At 75.0% G+C, this 22,954-nt stretch carries 17 protein-coding genes; 7 read left to right on the top strand and 10 right to left on the bottom strand.

Annotated features, from left to right (window positions below; all coding sequences use genetic code 11):
* Positions 1-125: 125 nt before the first annotated feature.
* The 4 genes from AMIR_RS20110 to AMIR_RS20095 form a co-directional block, all read right to left on the bottom strand.
* Positions 126-1,394, bottom strand: a complete 1,269-nt coding sequence (locus tag AMIR_RS20110) for a cation:proton antiporter (protein ID WP_015802786.1) — start codon at positions 1,392-1,394, stop codon at positions 126-128.
* A gap of 262 nt (positions 1,395-1,656) precedes the next feature.
* A complete protein-coding gene (locus tag AMIR_RS20105; protein WP_015802785.1) occupies positions 1,657-3,093 on the bottom strand; it encodes a cytochrome P450 in 1,437 nt (478 codons plus the stop codon).
* Positions 3,090-4,211 carry an alpha-hydroxy acid oxidase gene (locus tag AMIR_RS20100; RefSeq protein ID WP_015802784.1) on the bottom strand — a complete coding sequence of 374 codons (1,122 nt, stop codon included), beginning with the start codon at positions 4,209-4,211 and terminating at the stop codon, positions 3,090-3,092. The genes AMIR_RS20105 and AMIR_RS20100 overlap by 4 nt, the downstream gene beginning before the upstream one ends.
* Positions 4,208-5,791: an NAD(P)-binding domain-containing protein gene (locus AMIR_RS20095; RefSeq protein ID WP_015802783.1), complete on the bottom strand. Its 1,584-nt coding sequence runs from the start codon at positions 5,789-5,791 to the stop codon at positions 4,208-4,210. The genes AMIR_RS20100 and AMIR_RS20095 overlap by 4 nt, the downstream gene beginning before the upstream one ends.
* Before the next feature lie 238 nt (positions 5,792-6,029).
* Here AMIR_RS20095 and AMIR_RS20090 point away from each other — a divergent pair, with 238 nt between their 5' ends.
* Both AMIR_RS20090 and AMIR_RS20085 read left to right on the top strand, forming a co-directional pair.
* Entirely contained in the window at positions 6,030-7,535 is a 1,506-nt protein-coding gene (locus AMIR_RS20090; protein WP_015802782.1) for a class I adenylate-forming enzyme family protein, read from the top strand.
* Positions 7,536-7,827: 292 nt separating this feature from the next.
* Positions 7,828-9,423 (top strand): glycoside hydrolase family 64 protein, encoded by a 1,596-nt coding sequence (locus tag AMIR_RS20085; protein WP_015802781.1) that lies wholly within the window; start codon positions 7,828-7,830, stop codon positions 9,421-9,423.
* Positions 9,424-9,593: 170 nt separating this feature from the next.
* Here AMIR_RS20085 and AMIR_RS20080 read toward each other — a convergent pair whose 3' ends face one another.
* Positions 9,594-10,475, bottom strand: coding sequence for a PLL family lectin (locus AMIR_RS20080; RefSeq protein ID WP_240438584.1), 882 nt, complete (start codon positions 10,473-10,475; stop codon positions 9,594-9,596).
* A gap of 470 nt (positions 10,476-10,945) precedes the next feature.
* On the opposite strand from AMIR_RS20080, the gene AMIR_RS20075 reads away from it, so the two are divergent.
* The gene (locus AMIR_RS20075; RefSeq protein WP_015802779.1) at positions 10,946-13,420 is read left to right on the top strand and encodes a DUF4082 domain-containing protein; all 2,475 of its coding nucleotides are present in this window, start codon (positions 10,946-10,948) and stop codon (positions 13,418-13,420) included.
* A 143-nt stretch (positions 13,421-13,563) separates the two neighbouring features.
* Positions 13,564-15,045: a serine/threonine-protein kinase gene (locus AMIR_RS20070; RefSeq protein WP_015802778.1), complete on the top strand. Its 1,482-nt coding sequence runs from the start codon at positions 13,564-13,566 to the stop codon at positions 15,043-15,045.
* Between the two features lie 52 nt (positions 15,046-15,097).
* On the opposite strand, the gene AMIR_RS20065 is transcribed toward AMIR_RS20070, so the two are convergent.
* Entirely contained in the window at positions 15,098-15,484 is a 387-nt protein-coding gene (locus tag AMIR_RS20065) for a hypothetical protein (RefSeq protein ID WP_015802777.1), read from the bottom strand.
* 174 nt (positions 15,485-15,658) lie between these two features.
* On the opposite strand from AMIR_RS20065, the gene AMIR_RS20060 reads away from it, so the two are divergent.
* Positions 15,659-15,970, top strand: a complete 312-nt coding sequence (locus AMIR_RS20060) for a hypothetical protein (RefSeq protein ID WP_015802776.1) — start codon at positions 15,659-15,661, stop codon at positions 15,968-15,970.
* A 23-nt stretch (positions 15,971-15,993) separates the two neighbouring features.
* Here AMIR_RS20060 and AMIR_RS20055 read toward each other — a convergent pair whose 3' ends face one another.
* From AMIR_RS20055 to AMIR_RS42820, 4 genes are all read right to left on the bottom strand, one after another.
* On the bottom strand, positions 15,994-16,257 hold the full coding sequence (locus AMIR_RS20055) for a hypothetical protein (RefSeq protein ID WP_015802775.1): 264 nt from the start codon (positions 16,255-16,257) through the stop codon (positions 15,994-15,996).
* Positions 16,254-16,499, bottom strand: a complete 246-nt coding sequence (locus AMIR_RS20050) for a hypothetical protein (RefSeq protein WP_015802774.1) — start codon at positions 16,497-16,499, stop codon at positions 16,254-16,256. Before AMIR_RS20050 ends, AMIR_RS20055 begins: the two co-directional genes overlap by 4 nt.
* A gap of 250 nt (positions 16,500-16,749) precedes the next feature.
* Complete coding sequence (locus tag AMIR_RS20045) at positions 16,750-17,928, bottom strand: hypothetical protein (protein ID WP_015802773.1); 1,179 nt, start codon at positions 17,926-17,928, stop codon at positions 16,750-16,752.
* Between the two features lie 68 nt (positions 17,929-17,996).
* Complete coding sequence (locus AMIR_RS42820; protein ID WP_015802772.1) at positions 17,997-20,249, bottom strand: hypothetical protein; 2,253 nt, start codon at positions 20,247-20,249, stop codon at positions 17,997-17,999.
* 543 nt (positions 20,250-20,792) lie between these two features.
* Here AMIR_RS42820 and AMIR_RS20035 point away from each other — a divergent pair.
* Together AMIR_RS20035 and AMIR_RS20030 are read left to right on the top strand one after the other, a co-directional pair.
* Positions 20,793-22,004: a glycoside hydrolase family 3 N-terminal domain-containing protein gene (locus tag AMIR_RS20035; protein ID WP_015802771.1), complete on the top strand. Its 1,212-nt coding sequence runs from the start codon at positions 20,793-20,795 to the stop codon at positions 22,002-22,004.
* A 90-nt stretch (positions 22,005-22,094) separates the two neighbouring features.
* Complete coding sequence (locus tag AMIR_RS20030) at positions 22,095-22,946, top strand: TIGR03564 family F420-dependent LLM class oxidoreductase (protein ID WP_015802770.1); 852 nt, start codon at positions 22,095-22,097, stop codon at positions 22,944-22,946.
* Positions 22,947-22,954 lie beyond the last annotated feature (8 nt).

The raw sequence follows: 22,954 nt of genomic DNA, 5'->3' as shown, positions 1-22,954 counted from the left end.
TGCGGAAATCAGGGGTCGATGTGCGCATATTTTCCTGACCTGACCGAGGTGGGTCGCTGACGCCCCACCCGCCCGCGCCCCCGGACCGACGGCCTCGCCGGTCCGGGGGCGCGCTCACGTCGGGCTCACCCGCGCGCCGACACCCCGGTCACCTCGTCCGACACGACCGTGCCGCGCGCCCGGTCCCGCCGGTCGAACAGCGCCAGCAGCGGCGTGGCCATGATCGTCGTCACCAGCGCCACCACGACCAGCGCGCTGAACAGCGCGGGCGTCACGATCCCCGCCGCCAACCCCACGTTGATCGCGATCAGCTGCATCAGCCCGCGCGCGTTCATCAGCGCCCCGACCCGCAGCGCCACCGGCTGCGGCTCGCCCACCAGCCGCGCGGCCATCCAGCACGCCCCGAACTTGCCCGCCACCGCCAGCAGCACGCACACCGCCGTGAACGCCAGCGTCTCGACGCTGCCGAGCAGCGCGAAGTCCGTGTTCAGCCCCGAGTAGGTGAAGAACAGCGGCAGGAACAGCGCGCCCACCGGCCGCAGCGACTCCACGGCCCGGTCCAACCGCTCCGAGCGCGGGAACACCACGCCGAGGCTGAACGCCCCGAACACCGCGTACAACCCGATCGTGTCGGTGTACCAGGCGATCAGGAACAGCGCGCCCAGCACCACGAGCAGCAGGTCCTCCACGCCGATCCGCTCGGCCAGCGCCACCGCCCTCGGGCGCGACCGCAGCGCCAGCGCCAGGCCGACCACCAGCAGCCCGGAGCCGCCGACCGCCAGCGCGACCGGCCCGGCGCTGCCCGCCGCGATGCTCAGCACCCCCGCCAGCAGCACCCACGCGACCGCGTCGTCGATCGCGCCCGCGCCCATCGCCAGCGTCCCGAACCTGCTGTCCGTCAGCCCGCGCTCGGTGATGATCCTGGCCAGCATCGGGAACGCCGTGATCGACAGCGTCACCCCGACGAACAGCACCGACACCAGGACCGGCGTGTCCGAGGAGAACAGCGCCGGGTTGCCCGCCGTCGCCCAGGTCAGCCCGGCGCCCAGCAGCAGCGGCACCAGCACGCCCGCCAGCGACACCAGGCCCGCCGACCGCGCGACCGCGCCCAGCCGGTCCACCCGGAACTCCCAGCCCGCCCGGAACATGAACGCCACCAGGCCGATCTGCCCGACCACGTACAGCACCGGCCGCAGCTCGGCGGGGAACAGCTCCGCCGACGCTCCGGGCAGCAGCGCCCCGAACACCGAGGGTCCGAGCACGACGCCGGCGACCATCTCGCCGACCACCGGCGGCTGGCCGACCAGGCGCAGCAGCCAGCCGACCGCGCGGCACACGACTAGCACCACGACGACCGCGAGGAAGAACGCGGGCGCCAGTTGGGTGGGGGTCACAGGAAGCCCTCCGGGGGAGTGGAGTGGGGAGTGCGGGGGAGGGGACGGCGCCGGTGGGCCCGGACGCGGGGGCGGCGGGCCGGACCGGGGCGGCCACGCGGGGATGGGCGCCGTCCGTGGAGCGATCACTGGTGGGGACGGCCGCAGGGTGAGAACGGCCGCGTGGGCGTGGCCGCTCGGGGAACGGCCGGTGGTGGGAGCTGCCGCTGGGGAGCGACCGTCGGGGGAGCCCGTCAGGGGGACGAGCGCCGGGGAGCGCTGGTCAGGGGGACTGGGCGGGGGAGCCGGTCCGAGGGGGAGCGCTCGCGTCGGGAGCGGCCGGGCCGCCGGGGCCCGTCCCCGCCGCGTCCAGCGCGTCGAAGTACCGGCCCGCCAGCCGCCGCCCGCGCGCGTCCAGGACCATCACCGTGCCCAGCACCAGCTGCACCAGGCTGCGCGCCACGTCCTCCCACCGGTCCCGCACCCGCAGGAACCCGCGCAGCGCCGCGACCCGCCCCCGCCGCTGCGGGGCGTCGCGGGGGATCAGCAGGCACGGGGCGCGGTGCGGGATGGAGCGGGTGTGGGAGACCGGCGAGTCCAGGCGGTAGCGGCGCAGCACCTCGCGGGTCGCGGCCTTCATCGCCAGCGGCGCGAGCCGCCACGCCGGGCACGGGCGGTTCGCCGCCACGCCGAACGGGATGTGGTGGGCCTCGCGCGCCGACAGCGACTCCCAGCGCTCCGGCACGAACTCGTCCGGCCGCTCGTAGCCGGTCGCGTGGTACTCCGGGTAGCTGAAGCACACCACCGACCCGGCGGGCAGCACCTCGCCGGGCCCCAGCCGCACCTCGCCGCTGGTGATCCGGTGCGCGATGCCGAACAGCGGGTACAGCCGCAGCACCTCGTCCAGCACGTGCCCGAGGTACCGGTCGTCGTCGGGCTCGGCGACCAGCCCGGCCTGCACCTCCGGGTGCCGCGCGATGGCCAGCAGCAGGTGCGCCATGCCCTCGGACATCTGCACCACGGCCGTGTTGAAGAACGTGCCCTGCAGGAAGTGCACCCTCTCCTCGGGCCCGAGCGAGTCGGGCAGCGGGCGCACCACGTCACCGGCCGCGACGCGACGCCGCAGGTAGCGGGTCAGCCGGGCCCTGCGCCGCATGTGCCGCAGCCCGGTGCACTTGAGCGCGGTGACCACGTCGTCCGCGTGCCCGACGATCAGGTCGCGGGCGCGCGGCGGGCACGGCTCGCCGAACACCAGGCCGTAGAAGTACTCCGCCCACACCGGCATCATTAGGTCGCGCAACCGCACCAGGCTCACCCGCTCGCCCGGCAGGCCGTCCAGCGCGGCGGCCGTCGCGCGGGTGGCGGCCTCGGCGAGCGGGCCGGAGGGGCCGGAGACCATCGCGCGGGTGAACCGGGCGACCTCCTCGTAGCGCGGTCCGGGTTCGAGGTGCTCCTGGTGCACCTCGGGGCCGGGGGCCAGCCAGTACCAGAACAGGTCGGACAGGCCCGCGCCCCGGCTGCGGCCGTCCGCCGCCGGGTCGGCGTAGACCCGCTCGAACACCTCGGGCCCGTGCCGCTCGTCCGGCAGGGTGAGCACCCGGTCCCCGTTGACCTTCTCGAACACCTTCACCCGCAGGTCCACCACGCGCGGCGGCAACCAGCGCGGCGCGGTCAGCACCGCGGCGGCGGCCAGCGCGCGCAGCGCCGTCGACGCCCTCACCGCGCGGTCCACGGCGCGGCCACGTCCACCACCAGGTCGCGGGTCAGGTCGGCGTTCGAGCGCCCGCCGCACAGCGCCAGCGCGTGGTCGTACTCGTCGCGCAGCACCTCCAGCACCCGCCGCACCCCGGCCTCCCCGTCCGCCGCCAACCCCCACACCACCGGCCTGCCCACGCCCACGGCGGACGCGCCCAGCGCCAGCGCCACGGCCACGTCCGACCCGCGCCGCACCCCGCCGTCCACCAGCACCGGGACCCGCCCGGCGACCGCGTCCACCACGGCGGGCAGCGCGGTCACGGCGGGCGGCGTCACGTCGGACTGCCTGCCGCCGTGGTTGGACACCAGCACGCCCGCCGCGCCCGCGCGCACCGCCAGGTCCGCGTCCGCCGGGTGCAGCACGCCCTTGACCAGCACCGGGAGCGGGGTGGACGCGACCAGCGCGGCCAGGTCGTCCCACGAGCTCCCGGCGGACATGCCGATGGGGCTGGTCGAGCCGGGCGGCGCGCCGGGCAGGTCGCGCATGTTCTCCGCCGCGTAACCGGGCGGCAGGTCGGTGAAGCCGTGGCGCAGGTCCCGCTCGCGGCGGCCGAACACCGGCGAGTCCGCGGTCACCACCAGCGCCGAGCAGCCCGCGTCCTCGGCCCGCCGCACCAGGCACGCGGTGACCGCCGGGTCGGGCTGGAGGTACAGCTGGAACCACACCGCCGCGCCCGCGTCGACCTCGCGCGCCGCCGCGACCACCTCCGCGACGGCGGTGGTCGCGGCCATGCCGGTGATCAGCGCGGTGCCCGCCCCTGCGGTGGCGCGCGCGGTCGCCAGCTCGCCGTCGGGGTGGGCCAGGCGGTGGAACGCGGTGGGCGCCACCAGCACCGGGAACGCCGTCCGCGCGCCGGGCAGGTCCACCGCGGTGTCCCGGACGGCGCGCCCGCGCAGCACCCTGGGCAGCAGGGCGAGCCGGTCGAACGCCCGCTCGTTGCCCGCCACCACCCGCTCCCGGCCCGCGCCGCCCGCGACGTAGTCGTAGAACTCGGGCGACAGGGCCGCGCGGGCGCGCTCGTGCAGCTCCGCGAGCACGCCCGGCGCCCAGGTCGAGCCGGTCGGCGCGTGCGCCGAGGTCACGACAGCGCGGGGGCGGGCGCCCCCAGGTGCTCCACCAGGAACTCGCGCAGCGGCGCCCGGTGCACCGCCTCGCTGTCCCACTCGTTCTCCAGGTTCTCCGTCATGTGGTGCTCGCCGACCAGCTCCTCGCCCTCGTGCACCCGCACCACCGGGTGCAGGTAGCGCCCGTCCAACCCCTGCACGTCGTCCTGGGACTTGCGCCCGGCCGTCACGTCGAACGGGTCGACCGCGTCGTGGTCCGCCCCGTACTCCAGGGTGATCACCGCGTGCCTGGCCACCTCGCCGAAGTCGCCGCGCGGCACGGCCGCCGCCACGTGGTCCACCGGGACCTCCTCGGCGTACCGCAGCGACCCGTCCGGGGACTGGAGCACCACGTCGCCCAGGAACGCGAACTGCTGCCACAGCGCCGACGAGGTGTTCACCCGCCGCACCACCTCGTCCGCCGCCGCCTCGACCTTCGTCCCCAGGTCCAGCGCGGGCCACCCCACACCGTGGTGCCGGTGCTCCAGGATGCGGTGCAGCGCGCGCACGCCGTAGCGGAAGCCGTGGATGAAACCGCTGGTCGACTTCTTGAAATCGCGCACCTGGGTGATCGTCCCGGCGAAGTGCAGGTCCGGGACGTTCGGCGACTCCCACGCCTCGGTCTGGGCCGGGAACCGGTCGTTGATGGTCAGCTCGGGGCGGCACTCGGGGGCGAACGCCGAAGCGTCGAACCGGAATCCCGTAGCGAGCACCACGCGGTCGTACCGGATCTCCTTCACGATCTCGTTCACCCGCTCGAACACCACTTCGACGTGGTACCCGTCGTCGTCCTTCCGGATTCGGCGGATCTTCCCGTCCAGGATCGCGTTCTGCGATTTCAGCTGGTAGGTGTCCAGGAAGTTGTTGTTCACCGCGCGCAGGTGGCCGACGAAGTGCGTGCGCCACGCCAGCTTGAGCGACCCGGCGCCCGCGACGTGGATGACGGCGGCGTTCGCGATGAGGCTGTCGGCGGTCTCGAACGCCGAGTTGCCGCGCCCGACGATCAGCACGCGCTGCCCGGTGAAGCTCTCCGGGTCGGTGTCGAACTCGTCGTAGCGCTCGGCCAGCTCCGCGCCCTCGAAGTCCGGCACGTTCGGCAGCGACACCCCGGTCGCGGCGATCACCCGCTTCGCCCGGAAGGTGTTCCCGTGCTGGTCGCGGGCCACGAAGTCGTCCGGCCGGGTGATCTCGACCAGGCGCGTGCCGTACCGCACGTCGATGCCGTGCGTGGCCGCGAAGTCGGCGAGGTAGCCGACCATCTCGTCCGCGTGCGGGAAGTAGCGCGGGGTCCGCCGGGTGAACAGCGGCTCGTGCTCCTCGGACAGCAGCGAGTTCCAGTCGTTGCGCAGCCGCAGCTCCGGGTCGTCCCAGCCGGTGTGCACCTTGTTGATCGAGATCAGGGTGCGGTGCCGGGGGAACCGGGTGAAGAACGCGCCCGCCGCCTCGCCCGACTCGACCACCAGGTAGCTGCGCCCGGCCTTCGCCAGGAAATAGCCCGCCTGCAGGCCCGCCGGACCTGCTCCGATCACCAGGTAGTCGACTGCCTCTTCGGTGGGCACCGGGTTTCCTCCTCGTGCCGTGGCGGATCGGGAATTTCTGGTTGAACGTTTAATAACCTCTAGTGGAAAGTCGTTCCCGCGTCAACGCCCCGGACTTCGGGGAGATGTTCGAAAAATTACGCGAACGGGTCGGGGATCGTCCCCCGGCGAAATGCTGTCGAGAACCTGTCGAATCGTCTCGAAATCCGCCACGTGGCGGCAGCGAATCGACCGGCGAGCCCAACCGAATGGAGTCCCCATGCCTTCCGCCCAGGTGTTCCCGCAGGCGCTGCTCGACGAGTTGGCCCACGACCCGGACGGCCCCGCCTTCGAGCGCGGGGCGCGCGTCACCACCAGGGGCGAGCTGCTCGACCTCGTCCGCCGCGCCGCCTCCGCCCTGCGCGGCGCGGGCGCCGGACCGGGCGCGGGCGTGGCCGTCGCGGTCGGCGTCACCGCCGACGGCTTCGCCGCCCAGATCGCCGCGCACGTGCTGGGCTGCCGCGTCGTCATGGTCCGCAAGGGCCTGGGCCGCGCCCACCTGCCGCACGTGGTCGGCGACGTCGACCTGCTCGTCGTGGACGCCGAGGGCGACCACCCCGACCTGCGGGCCGCCGCGCCCACCGCGAAGCCCGTCGTCCTGGAGACCGACCTGCCCACCGCGGGCCACGAGCGCCTCACGCCCCTGGGCAGGCCCGGCGACGCCGCCCTGGTGACCTACACCAGCGGCAGCACCGGCCGGCCCAAGGGCGTCGTGATGACCTACGCCGCGCTCTCGGCCTACTGGGCCTGGCAGCCCGACCGCTGGGACGCGCGGGTGCGCGAGCACGCCGAGCGCTACTCCCGGTTCCTGCTGTTCGGCACGCTCGCCAGCGCCGTCATGTTCGAGCACCTCGGCCTGTGCCTGCTCGGCGGCGGCACGGCCGTGGTCCCCGAGTCCGGCCTGCCCGACCTGCCCGCCGACTTCGGCAGGCTGCGCGGCACCGCCTGCCTGCTCACCGTCCCGCGCCTGCACCACGTGCTCGACGCGGTGCGGGCGGGCGGCGTGGACACCTCGTCGCTGCGGCTGCTGCTCGTCGCGGGCTCCCCGCTCGCGCCGCACCGGATGGCGCAGGCGCACGAGCTGCTCGGCGACGTCGTGCGGCAGGCCTACGGGCAGACCGAGACCGGGATGCTCACCGTGCTCACCGCCGAGGACGTGCGGCGCCACCCCGACGCGGTGCGCTCGGTCGGGCGGCCGTGGGCGGGCGTGCGGGTGCGGGTCGTGGACGGCGACGGCGCGGACGTGCCGACGGGCGTCGCGGGTGAGGTGCTGGTGCGCGTGGACTGCGCGTTCGCCGCTTACTGGCGCGACCCCGAGCGCACCGCCGAGGTGCTGCGCGAGGGCTGGGTGCGCACCCGCGACCTGGGCGAGCTGGACGCCGGGGGCTTCCTGCACCTGACCGGCCGGGCCCGCGACGTGATCATCGTGGACGCGGTCCTGCACCACGCGGGGGCGATCGAGCGGGTGCTCGCGGGTCACCCCGACGTGGACCAGGCCTACGCGGTCGGCGCGCCGGACGAGCGGACGGGGGAGGCGGTGCACGCCTTCGTGGTGCCGAGGGCGGGCGCGACGCCGGACGCCGACGCGCTGCGCGCGCTGGTCGCGGGGGAGCTGGGCGCGGGCGCGCGGCCCCGGACCGTGACGGCGGTGGTGGCCGTCCCGCTGCTTCCCGGCGGCAAGCCGGACAAGAAAGCGCTCCTGGCGCTGCTCGACCACGCGGGCTAGCAGGTCCGGACGGGGGAGTGGAACCGGCCGAACGAACGGCTGCCAACTGTCAACAGTTGTCGGATTTGTCTGGTCGGCCTCGCGCTGACCAGGCAAACCCCTCAACTGCGGTCCGGGTTCTTGACAGAGGTCTAGTCCACCTACAAACCTAAGAGAGCGCTCTCACAGAGCGCTCGGACACCCGTCCGACCCCTGCGAACCACCGGCACCACCCGCACCACAGCCGCCACCGGCACCCGCGCCTCACCGCCGCGAGGTAGGGAAACCCCATCCTGCTCACGAGGAGTTCCCGATGCGCACCACGTCGAGGTGGGCCACCGCCCTCCTGGCGCTCACCGCAGCCGCCGCGGCGACCGTCGCAGGACCCGCAGGCCCCGCCCAGGCGATCGGCCCGGACCTGCTCCCCCTCACCGTCACCAACAGCAGCGGCCGTTCCGGCTCGGTGCACCTCTACGTGCTCGGCACCGACATCCGCAACGGCCGCCTCGGCTACGTCAACCAGGCGGGCGCCTTCACCCCCTGGTCCGGCGGCGCCACCCCGCCCGTGCCCGCGCCCGACGTCTCCATCAACGGCCCGGCCAACGGCGGGGCCACCACCCTGCGCATCCCGCGCTTCATCTCCGGCCGCGTCTACATGTCGTTCGGGGAGAAGCTGAAGTTCTTCCTCCCGCCGACCGGCCTGGTGCAGCCCGCGCCGTGGAACCCGTCGGACCCGAACGCCAACATCCTGTTCGACTGGAGCGAGTTCACCTACAACGACGCGGGCCTGTGGATCAACAGCTCGCAGGTGGACATGTTCGCCGTGCCGCACTCGGTCAGCGTCACCGGCGCGAGCGGCCAGACCCGCACCACGGGCGCCCTCAAGGCCAACGGGCGCGACAACGTCATCAACGGCCTGAAGGGCCAGGCGGGCTGGAGCGGCCTGGTCCGCACCCGCTCGGACGGCACCGTCCTGCGCGTCCTCGCGCCGGGCAAGGCCGCCGAGGCCGGGCTGTTCAGCGCCACCTACCTGGACCCGTACATCACCCAGGCGTGGAACGCGTACACCAGCAAGACGCTGACCGTCGTGCCGTTCGGCGATCAGCCGAGCATCAAGTACTTCGGCCGCACCTCGGGCAGCACCATGACGTTCACCAACACGGCGGGCCAGCGGGTGGCGACGTTCCAGAAGCCGTCCACGTCCAACGTGTGGGGCTGCGACGGCGCGCTCGCCGCGCCCAACGACCAGGTGGTCGGCCCGATCGCCCGCACCCTGTGCGTGGCGCTGCACCGCTCCACCCTGGGCACGCTCGACACCCAGCCCAGCGGCGGCCCCGCCGACTTCTACAAGGGCTCCATCACCAACCACTACTCGCGCCTGGTGCACCAGAACATGGTCGACGGCCGCGCCTACGGCTTCGCGTTCGACGACGTGCTCGCCCAGGAGTCCCTGGTGCACGACGGCGACCCGCGCTCCGCGGGCATCGCGCTGACCCCGTTCACCGGCGGTGGCAGCAACCCCGGCAACAAGACCAGCATCGTCTCCGACTGGCACGGCAAGTGCGTCGACGTGCCGAACTGGAACTTCGCCGACGGCCAGCGCCTGATCGTGTGGGACTGCACCGGCGGCACCAACCAGAAGTTCGAGTGGACCGGCGGCCAGCTCAAGACCGACAACAACATGTGCGCCGACGTCGCGTGGGGCTCCAGCACCAACGGCGCGGCCGTGCAGCTGGCCACCTGCAGCGGCAACGGGGCCCAGCAGTGGGTGCTCTCCGGCGCGGGCGACCTGGTGAACCCGCAGTCCAACAAGTGCCTGGACATCCCGGCCGAGACGCCGGGCAACGACGCGGTGCTCCAGCTCTGGGAGTGCCTCGGCAACCCGAACCAGAAGTGGCACAAGGGCTGACCCGCCGGGCAACCCGATGACGAGGGGCGGGGTGGGCGCGGTCGCCGAACCGCGCCCACCCCGCCCCTTCTCCCGTGCGCCGGTTGGTCAGCGGGCCGCTCCCCCTGTCGCGGCCCCTCGCACGGCGCCCGCCCCGGTCGTGGCGGCACTCCCCGCCACGCTCGGAGCGGTCACGTCCACCACCTCTGCCAGACCGCGTTGTCCATGCCCTGCACGAAGACGTCGATCCGGCCGGGCCCCCACGACACGGCGGCGGGCGCGTGCTGGAACGTGCCGCCCAGCGACTCCCAGCCGAGCCAGGACGAGCCGTCCCACCACTTGTGCCACAGGGCGTTGTCCGTGCCCTTGGCGAACACGTCGAGCCTGCCGCTCGCCCACGAGGACACCGTCGGCCCGGCCGTGATCACCCCGCCGAGCGATTCCCAGTCGGACCAGCGCGACCCGTTCCACCACTTGTGCCACAGCGCGTTGTCGGCGCCCGCGCCGAACAGGTCGATCCGGTTCGGGCCCCAGGAGACGGCGGCCGGGTTGTCGATGATGGTGCCGCCGAGCGATTCCCAGCCGGACCAGGACGACCCGTTCCACCACTTGTGCCAGACGGCGTTGTCGGCGCCCTTGGCGAAGACGTCCAGCCGCCCCTGCGACCACGAGGACACCGCCGGTCCCGACGTGATCACCCCGCCGAGCGACTCCCACCCCGACCAGCGGGACCCGTCCCACCACTTGTGCCACAGCGCGTTGTCCGTGCCGCGCCCGAAGAGGTCGATCCGGTCCTCGCCCCACGAGACGGCCGCCGGGTTGTCGATGATCACCCCGCCCAGGGACTCCCAGCCGGACCAGGACGAGCCGTTCCACCACTTGTGCCAGACCGCCGAGTCCTCGCCCCTGGCGAACAGGTCCAGCCGCCCCTGCGACCACGACGACACCGCCGGGCCCGACGTGACGCGCCCTCCCATGCTCGACCAGCCGTACCAAGCCCGCGCGGACGGCGCCGCCACCGCCGTCCCGCCCAACACCCCCAGCGCCGCGACCACCGCGACGACCACCCTCACCAGCCGAGTGCGCACAGCAACCCTCCGGTCATTGCGGAAATGCCTAGAACGATTTCCGAAGCTAACACGACGGCGCATTGTCGAATGGGCGATAATATTTTCACCCGAACCGGGAGGAAAATGCGGCTAACGCTCGCTCGCCGTCGCTGACCTGGTGGCACCGGGTGAGAATTGCCGCCGGATCGTGCGGCAGGGCTCGCCCCGCAGGGCGATTCATGACCGGAAATAACAATCATCGGCGCGGTTCGCTGCGCCTCCCCGTGCCTGCGCCACCGGGACGCGCCGCCCGCCGCCGAACGCCGCCACCCCGGCTGGGCCACCCGGCCCACCCCGCCGAAAACCAGCAAACGCGCAGGTCGCGCCGCCCGCGCGGCCGAACGGCCCACCCCGTAACGGGATCACCCCCACCCTCGATCTCCCGGACGTCCACCGCCACGAGCCACCGTGGCCACGGGAGAGGCGTGAACGCGATGTCCCTGTCCAGCGCCGTATTACGCGCTTTGATCTGCGCCCTGCTGGCGCTGTCCGCGCTCGCGGCGCCCGCGACCGCCGAGCCGACCTGCCCCTGCGGGCTGTGGGACGACCACGACACCCCCGCCGTCCTCGACGCCGCCGAGCCCTCCGCCGTCGAGCTGGGCCTGGCCTGGCACGCCGACCGCGACGGCTACGCGCTCGGGGTCCGCTTCTACAAGGGCCCCGGCAACACCGGCCCGCACACCGGCTCCCTCTGGTCCGCCGACGGGCGCAGGCTCGCCACCGGCACGTTCGCCGACGAGAGCGGCACCGGCTGGCAGACCCTGCTGTTCCCCGCGCCCGTCGCGGTCCCGGCGGGCGTCGACCACCTGGTGTCCTACCTCTCGCCCACCGGCCACTTCTCCGTCGACCCCGACTACTTCACCTCCCCCCGCCGCGCCGACCCGCTCACCGCCCCCGGCGCGGGCGCGTTCCGCACCGGCGGCGGATTCCCGGACCAGCGCTCCGGGGCGAGCAACTACTGGGTCGACGTGCTGTGGGCCGCCGAACCCGGCCCCGACCTGCGCCCGCCCGCCCTCGTCGGCACCACCCCGGTCGACGGCGCCTCCAGCTCCCCGACGTCCGGCCGGGTCACCGCCACCTTCGACGAGCCGGTCGACCCGGACACCGCGACCCTCGCCGTCACCGGCCCGGACGGCCCCGTCGCGGGCGCGGTGACCACCTCCGCCGACCGGCGCGCCACCACGTTCGTCCCCGAGTCGCCGCTGCCCGGCGGCACGCGGCACCGCGCCGAGGTCGTCGTCCACGACGGCGCGGGCAACCGCAGGGCGCACACCTGGTCGTTCACCACCGCCGCACCCAGGCCCACCGGCTGCCCGTGCTCGGTGTGGGACGAGAGCGCCGCGCCCGCCGTGCCCGCCAGCGCCGACCCGGCCGCCGTCGAGCTCGGCGCCAGGGTCCGCTTCGACGGCCGCGCCGAGGTGCTGGGCGTGCGCTTCTACAAGGGCCCCGGCAACACCGGCCCGCACACCGGCTCGCTGTGGGCGGGCAACGGCGTGCTGCTGGCCACCGGCGCGTTCGCCGACGAGAGCGCGAGCGGCTGGCAGACCCTGCGCTTCACCTCCCCGGTGATCGTGCAGGCCGCCACCGACTACGTGGTGTCCTACTCCGCGCCGAACGGCCACTACGCCGCCGACCTCGGCTACTTCCGCGCGGGCGAGGCCACCCACGGCGCCGCCCACCTGCCAGGGGACGGCGACGGCGGCCCCAACGGGCTCTACCGCTACGGCGGCGGGTTCCCCACGTCCTCGGCGCAGGGCGCGAACTACTGGGTGGACGTGCTCTACCGCAACGGCTTCAACGGCGACACCACCGCGCCGACCCTGCTGGAGCGCTCCCCGGAGGGCGACGCCGTCGACGCGCCCCTGACCACCACGTTCAGCGAGCCCGTCGACCCGGCCTCCGCCCAGGTGCGGCTGACCGACCCGGCGGGCGCGCGGCTGCGCGGCTCGGTGTCCCTGTCGGCCGACCTGCGCACCGTCACCTGGCGCCCGGACGGCGCGCTGCGCGGCGCGACCCGCTACACCGCCCACGTCATGGCCGCCGACGTCAACGGCAACCCGCTCGCCGAACCGGGCTCCTGGTCGTTCACCACCGCCGCCCCGCGCTGCCCGTGCTCGCTGTTCAGCACCGCCACCGCGCCCGCCCCGCCGACCAGTGGCGAGGACACCGCGCACGAGCTGGGCGTGCGCTTCACCCCCACCGCCCCCGGCAAGGTCACCGGCGTGCGCTTCCACAAGGGCCCCGGCAACACCGGCACGCACACCGGTTCGCTGTGGTCCGCTGACGGGCGCAGGCTCGCCACCGGCACGTTCACCGGCGAGAGCGCGAGCGGCTGGCAGTCGCTGACCTTCGCGACCCCGGTCGTCGTGGTGCCCGGCGAGGTCTACGTCGCCTCCTACACCGCCCCGAACGGCCGCTGGTCGCTCGACGAGCGCTACTTCCAGCGCGCCCTCGTCGACACCCCGCCGCTGCGCACCCCCGCCCCCGCCGACTGGGAGAGCGACGGCGTCGGCGTCTACCTGCCCGGCGCGGGCTTCCCCACCCGCAGCTACCAGGGCAACAACTACTGGGTCGACGCCGTCTACACCCCCAGCGCCGACACCACCCCGCCCGTCCTGACCTCCCGCACCCCGCTCGCCGGGGCCGTCGAGGTCGACCCGCTGACCACCGTCGTCGCCTCCTTCGACGAACCGCTCGACGCCACCCGCAGCTCCGTCACCGTCACCGGCCCCGACGGCGCGCCGGTCGCGGGCCGGTTCACCGCGCGCCCGGACGGCCTGACCCTGGTGTGGACGCCCGACGCGCCGATGGGGGCCGGTCACCACACCGTCTCGATCCGCACGGCCGACGTCGGCGGCAACGTCCTGCCCAGCCCGGTGACCTGGGCGTTCACCGTCGGCGGGAGGTGAGCGGAACCCGCCCCGCGCGGGGGTCGTCGCAGTAGGGGTTCCCCGGTCCGGGCGTGGGTCCTACCACGTCCGGACCAATCGCTGAGTAACGTCAGCCCCGCGAATCCCTGCACGCGAGCACACACCTGGAGTTGAACGACGCCGTGAGCGGTCCACACGAAGGCGCTGCGGCGCCGAGGATCATCGGGAACCGGTACGCGCTGCTGGCCGAGCTGGGCCGGGGCGCCATGGGCGTGGTCTGGCGAGCCCACGACAACCTCATCAACCGCAAGGTCGCCATCAAGGAGCTGCACCTGCCCGAGGGGCTGCCGCCCCAGGAGGTGCAGGTGCTCCAGCAGCGGGTGCTGCGCGAGGCCCGCACGGCGGGCGCGCTCAACGACCCCGCCGTGGTCACCGTGTTCGACGTGATCGTCGAGAACGGCGTGACCTACATCGTCATGGAGCTGGTGGAGGGGCAGCCGCTGGACACCCTGGTCAAGCGCAACGGCCCCATGGCCGCCGAGCACGTGGCGGGCATCGGCCTGCGGGTGCTCTCCGCGCTCCAGGCCGCGCACGGCGCGGGCATCGTGCACCGCGACGTCAAGCCCGGCAACATCCTGGTGTGCCCGGACGGGCAGGTGAAGCTGACCGACTTCGGCATCGCCCAGGCCGTCGACGACCCCGGCCTGACCCTGAACAACGCCATCATCGGCTCACCCGCCTACCTGTCGCCGGAGCGGGTGCGCGGCGAGGCGGCCACCCCGGCCTCCGACCTGTGGGCGTTCGGCGCGACCCTGGCCTACGCGGTCGAGGGCTCGGCCCCGTTCCAGCGCACCTCGACCGCGTCCACCCTGCACGCGATCATGAACGAGACGCCGCAGCTGCGCCTGGCGCACGGCTCGGTCGCCGCCGCCATCGCGGGCCTGCTCGCCGCCGACCCCAGGGCCCGGCTCACCGCCACCCAGGCCGCCGCGCTGCTGTCCGGCAACGCGACCAGGCCCGTGGCCGTCGCCGCAGGCCCCACCGCCGACACCGGGCAGGTCGCCCGGCGGCCCGCGCCCGCCAAGCGGGCCCCGGTGCTCATCGCCGCGGGCGTGGTGGCGCTGCTGCTGGCCACCGGCGCGTTCTTCGCCGGGCGGGCCCTGTCCGACTCGACCGAGGCGGCGGGCTCCACCCCGACCGGGAGCGGCTCGGACGCGCCGAGGACGGAGCTGGACGTGACGTTCTACAGCTTCGGCAGGCAGGGCGACATCCCGGTGTGGGCCATGGGCCAGCAGGGCTGCGGCACCAACCTGATCACCAAGGGCGCGGCGTTCGACTGGCAGCAGAACGTGGACTGCTCGCAGCCGCACAAGATCGAGCGGTACGCGGCGGAGACCCCGTTCTACGACCGCGCCGAGAAGGGCCTCGCGGTGCCCTACCCCGGTCAGGAGTGGTTCCGGGACTACGCGCTGCACTACTGCGACCTGCACGCGCGGACCGTGCGGGTGAGCGCCGACGAGCGCGACGCGTTCGTGTTCTACGCCATGGCCCCCACCAAGGAGGAGTGGGAGTACAAGGACGGCGAGGCGGTCGGCGCCAAGGAGGTCGTGTGCGTCCTGGCGGGCAAGGACGGGGCCGACCGGACCGGCAGCGCGCGCGGCTGACCCCGGCGCGAGGGTGGGGTGGCCAGCGTTCCGGCCACCCCACCGGCCCGGCTCAGCGGCTCAGCGCGGTCCTGACCTTCAGCACGGCCGCGTGCTCGGCGCGCGCGACGCTCCCGTCGGCGGTCGCCACCTCGCGGCAGATCTCCACCACGGCGTCGGCGAACGCCTCCGCGTCCTGCGGCGCGCGGTACGCCACCAGCGCGAACGACTGGCGCAGCGCCGCGAGCACCCCGTGCTCCACCTCGGCCATCGTGCCGCCCGGAAGCTCCGGGGCGTCCGCGGAGATCGCCTCGCGCACCTCGTCGGGCAGGGTGGCCATCGCCCGGACACCCGCGTGCGTCTCCTTGTCGAGCGCGCCCTCGTCCGCTACCGACACCAGCACCATCGCGCCGTAGACGGCGGTGCGCAGCGTCCGGCTTTCCTCGTCGGTGTAACCCATGGGAGACACCCTAGCTTGATCAGGTTCCGGTTCCCGCTGGTCGGGGTTCCGGATCTCCACGCAGGTCAGCGCGGGTTCCGGCGAAGTCCCGCCGGGGTGGCCGGGGCCGGCTTACGATCACCTCGGGACCGCCCGGCCGGGTCGTGGCGGGCGCGGCGCGACGGGGGAGCGGGCATGAGCGGTTACGAGATCGTCGCCGAGCAGCTGGCCGGGCACGGCAAGCAGCTCGCGGACCTCAGCACGCGGGTGCAGGGCGCGGTGGACGCGGCCCGCACGGTGAGCATGCCGACCGACGCCTACGGCATCCTGTGCCAGCCGTTCCGGATGATGCTGGACCCGGTGGAGAGCCTGGGGCTGACCGCCCTCGGCGGGGCGGTGGACGCGCTGGACGCCTCGGGGACCGAGATCGAGGGCGCGGTGCGGCAGTACCGGGCGCTGGAGGACGGGGTGGCGCAGCAGATGAACCAGATCGGCGAGCGGATGTGAGTCGTGGGGCGTCCCGGCGCCGATCAGCCCGCGAGCAGCCGGGGCCGCAGGTCCAGCCACGGTCGCAGGGCGTCCGCGACGTCCGGGGACAGCGGCGGCGGCAGGTGGCGCAGGCCGTGCAGCTCGTTGCGCAGCAGGCGGGCGGCACGGGTGTCTGGCTCGTCGAGCCCGCGGTCGCACAGCGCCTCCGCGTTCGCGGGCGCGGCGGCGAGCCAGTCCCGCCCACTCGGCCTCCGGGTCCACCCGCCCCGCCAGCTCGACCAGCCGGTCCCGCAGCCGCGCCTCAAACACCTCGTGCAACCCGCGCCACCCGCCGGAACTCCTCCCGCCGGTGCTCCGCGCGCGCCCAGGCGTGCTGCTGCCAGGACAGCGGCGTGCCCAGCGCCTTCAGCACCTGCCCGTCCACCCCGCGCCCGGCCTCCGCCGCGTCCCGCACGGCCAGCACGTCCACCCCGCTCACCGCGCCGAGCCTGGTGTGCGCCGGGTCGTGGTGCGGCAGCTCCACCAGCCCGAACCCGCGCGCCTCCACGGCCGCGACGAGCTCGACCGGCGGCAGGCCGTCGACCAGGACGTCCCCCCTGGATCAGCTCGGGGTCGCCGTCGTCGCCGAACGCGGCGCGCAGCTCGTCGACCGCGCTGGTGTGGTCCAGGCCGAGGACGGTCCCGGTGGTCACCAGGTCGGTGAAGAGGTCCAGGTCGCTCACGGACCACGATCCTAAGAGGACGGTGCAGGCAGGCGGGAGCGCGTTTCCCGCCACGGGCGCGGCGCGGTCGCGACGTCAGCGGCTCGCACCCCGCAGCCGTCCCAGGAGCGAACGCCGCTGCTCCGGCCCGGCCCTGAGCGTCTCCAGCCCGGTGATCGGCCCCGGTGGCGCCGCGCTGACGTCGCGGCCCGACAGCAGTCGGGGGCGCAGCTCCAGCCACGGGCGCAGCAGCGCCACCGACCTGCGGTCCAGCATCGGCAGGAGGTCGGCGAGCGCGTGCAGCTGGTCGCGCAGCACGCGGGCCTGGCGGGTGCGCGGCTCGTCCAGCCGCCGGTCGCACAGCGCCCGCACCGCCTCCAGCGGCGGCACGGCGGCCAGCCAGTCGGCCAGGATCGCCTCCGGCGGCACCCCGTCCGGCACCTGCCCGCCCGTCCAGGGGGCCTCGGCGGCCCACAGCGCGCGCGTCACGGCGACCTCGTCCGGCGGCACCACGCCCAGCTCGAACACCGCGCGGTCCAGCCGCAGCACGCTCGTCGACATCCGGTCGCCCGCCACGCCCCCGACCCGGCGCCGCAGCACCCGCCACCAGTCCCGCAGGTCCTGCCCGGCGGACTGCTCGCGCACCCAGTCGGGGTCGACCTCGCCCATCCGGTGCACCCGGTTCGCCAGCCCGTGGAACTCGTGCTCGCGCGGCCGGGCCTTCTGCAGCACCCCGTAGTCGGCGCCCTCGCGGTCGTGCGTCACGCACAGCACCGCGCCCGGCGGGTACGGCGAGGGCGGACGGCGGGCGAGCTCCCAGGACGGCGGGTACGAGTCGGGCTCGACCAGCGCGACCATCCCGGTCGCGGGCGCCCACAGCACCCGGTGCCCGCTGGCCTCCAGCGGCAGCTCCTCCAGCCCGAACCCCCGCGCCCCAACCGCCGCCCGCAACTCCCGCTCGTGCACCAACGCCCGCCGGAACGGCCCGTACCGCTCGGTGATCACCCGGTCGACGCGGGTGAGGCGCGGGAGCAGCCGGGGGAGCGCGCCGAACCAGGAGAACCGCCACTCGCCGACGTGCCGGGGGACGTAGAGGCGGGTCCAGCAGAAGGTGGCGAGCTCGTCCTGGCGGCAGTGCGTGGAACCGGGGGCGTCGTCCTGCGGCAACCACTCGGCGCCGAGGCGGTCGCGGACCTCGTCGAACGAACTGGTGTGGTCGACGCCGAGGAGGGTGCCGGTGGTGAGCAGGTCGGCGAAGAAGTCGATGTCCCCCATAGGGGGCATTGTCCCAACGGGAGCACGAACCCCCGCTTCCGACCTGGCGCAACGGAAACCGCGTCAGCTCACGCGATCTCCCCCGACTCGTCCATCACCTCCGCCCCCGCGATGAACGCCGCCGCCGCCAGCACCCCCGACCCGCTCGCCAACCGCCGGTACTCGCGCAGCGCCGCGTGCCGATCCCCCATCCCCTGGTAGCTCCGCGCCACCAGGTACCGGCACTCGTCCGCCCGCCCCGCCCACCCCTCGCCCTCGACCTCCACCAGGTGGTCCAGCCACCCCGAGGCCCGCACCCCCGCGTCCACCGCGTCCTCCCACCGCCCGGCCGCGTGGTCCGCGCGCAGGAGCTGGTACCAGTGCTCCGCCGTGTCCACCCCGCGCACCACCGCCTGCCCCACCGCCTCGTTCAAATCATCGGCCGCCGCCCCCGGATCGACCTCCACCAGCGCCACCCCGCGCAGGTACCGCAGGTGCCCGGCCAGCCTCCCCGGCGGCAGTCCGCGCAGCCGCTTCTCCGCGAACCGCCGCAGCTCCGCCCCGCCCCGCCCGAGCCGCTCGTGCGCCAGCCGCACCTGCTCGACCGCCTCCACGGCCCGCTCCCACGCCTCCACCGACACCGCCGCGTCCAGCGCCGCCACGGCGTGCTCCCGCGCCTGCGCCGCCTGCCGCCCGTCCTCGGTGCGCCACGCCGCCTCGCGCACCCCGACCGCCGCCGCCAGCACCGCGTCCCGCGCCTCACGCGCCGCGACCGCCGCCCGCTCCAGCGCCCGGTGCGCCTCGTCCGTGCGCCCCACGGCGCGCAGCGCGTGCGCGTACCAGTGCTCGCCCCACCCGACCTCGACCGGCCCGCCGACCTCGCGCAGCCGCTCGACCGACTCCTCGGTCAGCGCCAGCCCCTCGGCCCCGCGCCCCGCCCCGATCACCCACACGCCCAGCCACCCCAGTGCCAGCAGGTGCCTGCGCGGGTCGCCGTGCCGCAGGTGCACCTGCGCCGCCCAGCGGATCCGCAGCTCGGTCTCCTCGCCCTGGCACAACCGCGCCCGCAGCTCCGCCTGCCGCCCGGCGAGGGGCTTGGGCAGCTCGTCGCCCACCGCCGCCAGGGCCGCCCGCGCCTGCTCCTGCTCGCACCGCAGGTCGTGCTGCTCGGCCAGGTCCAGCAGTTCGTCGTCGTCGAGCCCGGCGGGTGGCAGCACGCCGGGGCAGGGCCGGGAGGTCGGGGTCAGCGGCAGGAACCGCGCCACCGGGGGCGCCGCCAAGCGCGCCCGCGTCCGGTCGCCGACCGCCGACGTGCGGTTGCGGGCGTCGAACTCCTCGGCCAGCTCCAGCGCCAGCCGCCGCATCCGCCGCGCCACCACCGCGAACGGCACCGAGTTCGGGTCGCCCGCGCCCAGGTCCAGCTGCGTGTCCCCGCGCCCGGCCCGCACCACCCGCTCCGCCAGCACCGCCACCGCCGTCGCGAACTCCAGCACCGCCGACGGCCGCTCCCGCGCCTCGAACCCGCGCATCGGCCCCAACCAGTCCACGGCCGCGTCCTCGTTGCCGGTCAGCGCGCAGAACTCCACGACCCGCCCGTGCTCCTCCACCGCCCGCGCCCGCCCGCTGAGCCCGCGCAGCACCCGCCGGTACGCCAGCGCCGCCCGCTCGCCCATCCCGGCCCGAGCCAGGGGCAGCAGCATCGCGCACCGCACCTTCAGGGCCAGCGGATCGTTCGCGGCCGGGTCGGCGAGCACCGGCGAGGCCAGCGCGTGCGCGGTCACCACCGACGCCTCGTCGCCGCGCAGCAGCATCCGCTCGACCCCGACCGCCCGGTACCCGCCGTCCTCGGTGTCCGCGCCGCCCGCCGCGACCCACTGCACGTGGGCCCGCTCCTCGGCCTCCCAGTCACCCCGGTGCGCCGCGACCGCCCGCTCCGCCGCGTGCACCGCCCGCTGCCCGTGCCCGCGCTCCCGGCACCGCCGCTCCACGTCCGCCAGCGCGGCGGTGATCTCGTCAAGGCCGAACGAGGGGAAGTCGACCATGCGCCGCACCAGCCCCGCGTACCAGTCGAACAGCCCGGCCTCGTCCTCGGCGGAGAACCGCCACGGCTTGCGGTCGTACTCCCGCAGCGAGCGCCTGAGCTCCTCGAACACCAGCGGCCACCGGCCGTCCTCGCCGTGCGCGTCGGCGAGCATCCGGCGCGCGGCCAGTCCCGCGCGCGGCTGGTCCTCGGCGGCGGCCCTGCGCACCAGCTGCTCCAGCATGGTCGTGCGGGCCCCGCCGTGCTCCATCGCCCCGACCGCCTGCAGCGACTCCCACAGCTCGAACTCCGCGGTGCTCATCGAGCACACCCCGCAACCAACCCGCGCCGCGCCGTGATCACCCCCGAGAGCTTAGGGGGAACCGGCTCGGCCACCGAGGCAGCTCCCCGCGCGTCCCGAAACCCGCAGGGACCCCGAAGCGCCGTGCCGCCGCACGATTGCGGCCAGGTCGTGGGCACACCCGCCCCGGACGCCGGACCGGCCGCTGCGGTGACCCGAAACCAGCGGTGAACCGAACCGCCCGCGGGGGAACGGCCCACGAGCCGCCGATGCCCGAGGGCCGCCCGAGCCGCTGCGCGCCGTGAACCGCCCGCGCCGGTCGACGACACCGCAAGGCCGCGGTCCGGCGCGTCCCGGCGCGGCGCGCCGGTCCGCCTCCCGCGCAACGGGGAAAGCCCTGTCCACAATGGACTGATCTTGTGTTCCTTTGCCGGACGGGCTTCTCACCCGTCCACACCGGACCTCACACCTCGCCGCCCCAGTGGTGATGAACACCCCCTGACTTGTGCCGCGCGCCACCCACCGGTGCGCCCGCCGTCCCGGTGCGGCGGTATCGTCCCTGCCGTGGAGCAGCACGGCAGGGACCCCCGGCGCAGCCCGGCGCGGCGCGGCGCGTCCGCCGCCAAGCTCGGGTCCGTCGCGCTCGGCGCGGTGCTCGCCGCCTCCGTGCTGACCGGCGTCGCGCTCAACCGGGACGACACCGTCACCGGCGCCGCCGTCCCCGAGGGCGGGACCACCGAGACCGGCGAGACCACGACGACCACGACCTCCACCCCGCCGCCCGACCCGTGCGCCCCCGTCCTGGCCGGGCTGACCCCGCGCGCCGGGCTCGCCCAGCTGCTCCAGGTCGGCGTCAACCCGCGCGGCCCGCAGGACGCGCTGTCCATCGTCGGCTCCGAGCAGGTCGGCGGCATCTTCGTCGGCGGCGACGACGTCGGCCTGCTGTCGGGGGACGCGCTGGCCGCCGTGCACGCCGCCTCCACGCTGCCGCTCACCGTCTCGGTGGACGACGAGGGCGGCCGGGTGCAGCGGATCGACGCGCTCGACGGCGACATCCCCAGCGCCCGCACCATGACCCGCACCCTGTCCACCGAGCAGGTCCGCGAGCTGGCGCGCAAGCGCGGCGAGGCGATGAAGGCGCGCGGCGTCAACACCGACCTCGCCCCCGTGCTCGACCTGACCTCCCAGGCCGCGAACACCGTGATCGGCGACCGCTCGTTCAGTGTCGACCCGGCCACCGCCGTCTCCTACGCCGAGGCGTTCGCCGAGGGCCTGCGCCAGGCCGGGGTCGTCTCGGTGGTCAAGCACTTCCCCGGCCACGGCAACACCTCCGGCGACTCGCACCTCGGCTCGGTCACCGCGCCCCCGCTCGCCCAGCTGCGCGCCCACGACCTCGCGCCCTACCGGGAGCTGCCCAGGTTCGGCGAGGACGTGCAGGTCATGGTCGGCCACATCGCCGTCCCCGACCTGACCGGCGGCCTGCCCGCGAGCCTGAGCCCGGCCGCCTACGAGCTGCTGCGCGGCGAGTTCGCGTTCGACGGCCTGGTCATGACCGACGACCTGGGCGCGATGCGCGCGGTGACCGACCTGGCCGACCTGCCCGACGCGGTGCTGCGCGCGCTGGTCGCGGGCGCGGACGTGGCGCTGTGGTCGTCCGGCGGCCGGGTCGGCGAGGTGCTCGACCGGCTGCAGGCCGCCGTCGCGAGCGGCGAGCTGAGCGCCGAGCGGGTGGACCGCTCGCTGCGCCGCGTGCTCAAGTCCAAGCACCTCTGCTAGCGCTCCCACCAGCGTCGATCATCTCCGGTGATCGCTGCGCGTGCCGATCGGGTCTGGTTCGGCGCGCGCGGGCGCGGTGGGCTTGGCGGCATGAGGATCGGTACCCACCAAGCCGGACCGCCCGCTCCCGGCGACCGCCCCGAGGACCTGCCCGTGGACGGCGTCTGGACCAACCAGATGCCCGGCGGCTGGGACCCGCTGGCCCTGCTCGCCGCCCACGGTCCCGGCGCGCTGGAGCTGGGCACCGCGATCGTGCCCACCTACCCCCGGCACCCGGTGGCCCTGGCCACCCAGGCGCTCACCACGCAGGCCCTGGTCGGCGGCAGGCTCACCCTCGGCATCGGCCCGAGCCACGCCTGGCACGTCACCGACCAGCTCGGCCTGCCCTACACCTCGCCCGCCGCGCACACCCGCGAGTACCTGGAGGTCCTGCGGCCCCTGCTGCGCGGCGAGCACGTGCGGCACGGGGGCGAGCACTTCACCGTCGACATCCGGCTCGACCAGCCCGTCGAGCCACCGCCGGTGCTGCTGTCCGCGCTGGGGCCGAGGATGCTGCGGGTGGCGCGGGACCTGGCGGACGGCGTCGTCGCCACCTGGTGCACGCCCGAGCTGGTCGAGGGGCACCTGGCGCCCGCGCTGGGGGAGGGCGCGCGGATCGTGGTGAGCGCCGTGGTCGTGCTCACCGACGACCCGGACGCGGCGCGCGCCCAGGTGGAGGAGTCGTTCGGGGCGGCGTCGCGGATGCCCGCCTACCGGGCGCTGCTCGACCGGGGCGGGCTGGCGGGGGTGGGCGACACGGCGGTGGTCGGCAGCGAGGAGCAGGTGCTCGCCCAGCTCACCCGCCTGCGCGACGCCGGGGCCACCGACCTGGTGCTCGCCGTGCTCGGCCCGCCCGCCGACCGCGCGCGGGTGCACGAGGTGGCGGACGAGCTGCGCGGCTGACGGCGGGT

This window comes from Actinosynnema mirum DSM 43827 (genome assembly GCF_000023245.1).
GTDB lineage: Bacteria > Actinomycetota > Actinomycetes > Mycobacteriales > Pseudonocardiaceae > Actinosynnema > Actinosynnema mirum.
This window is presented reverse-complemented; position numbering and strand designations above follow the sequence as displayed.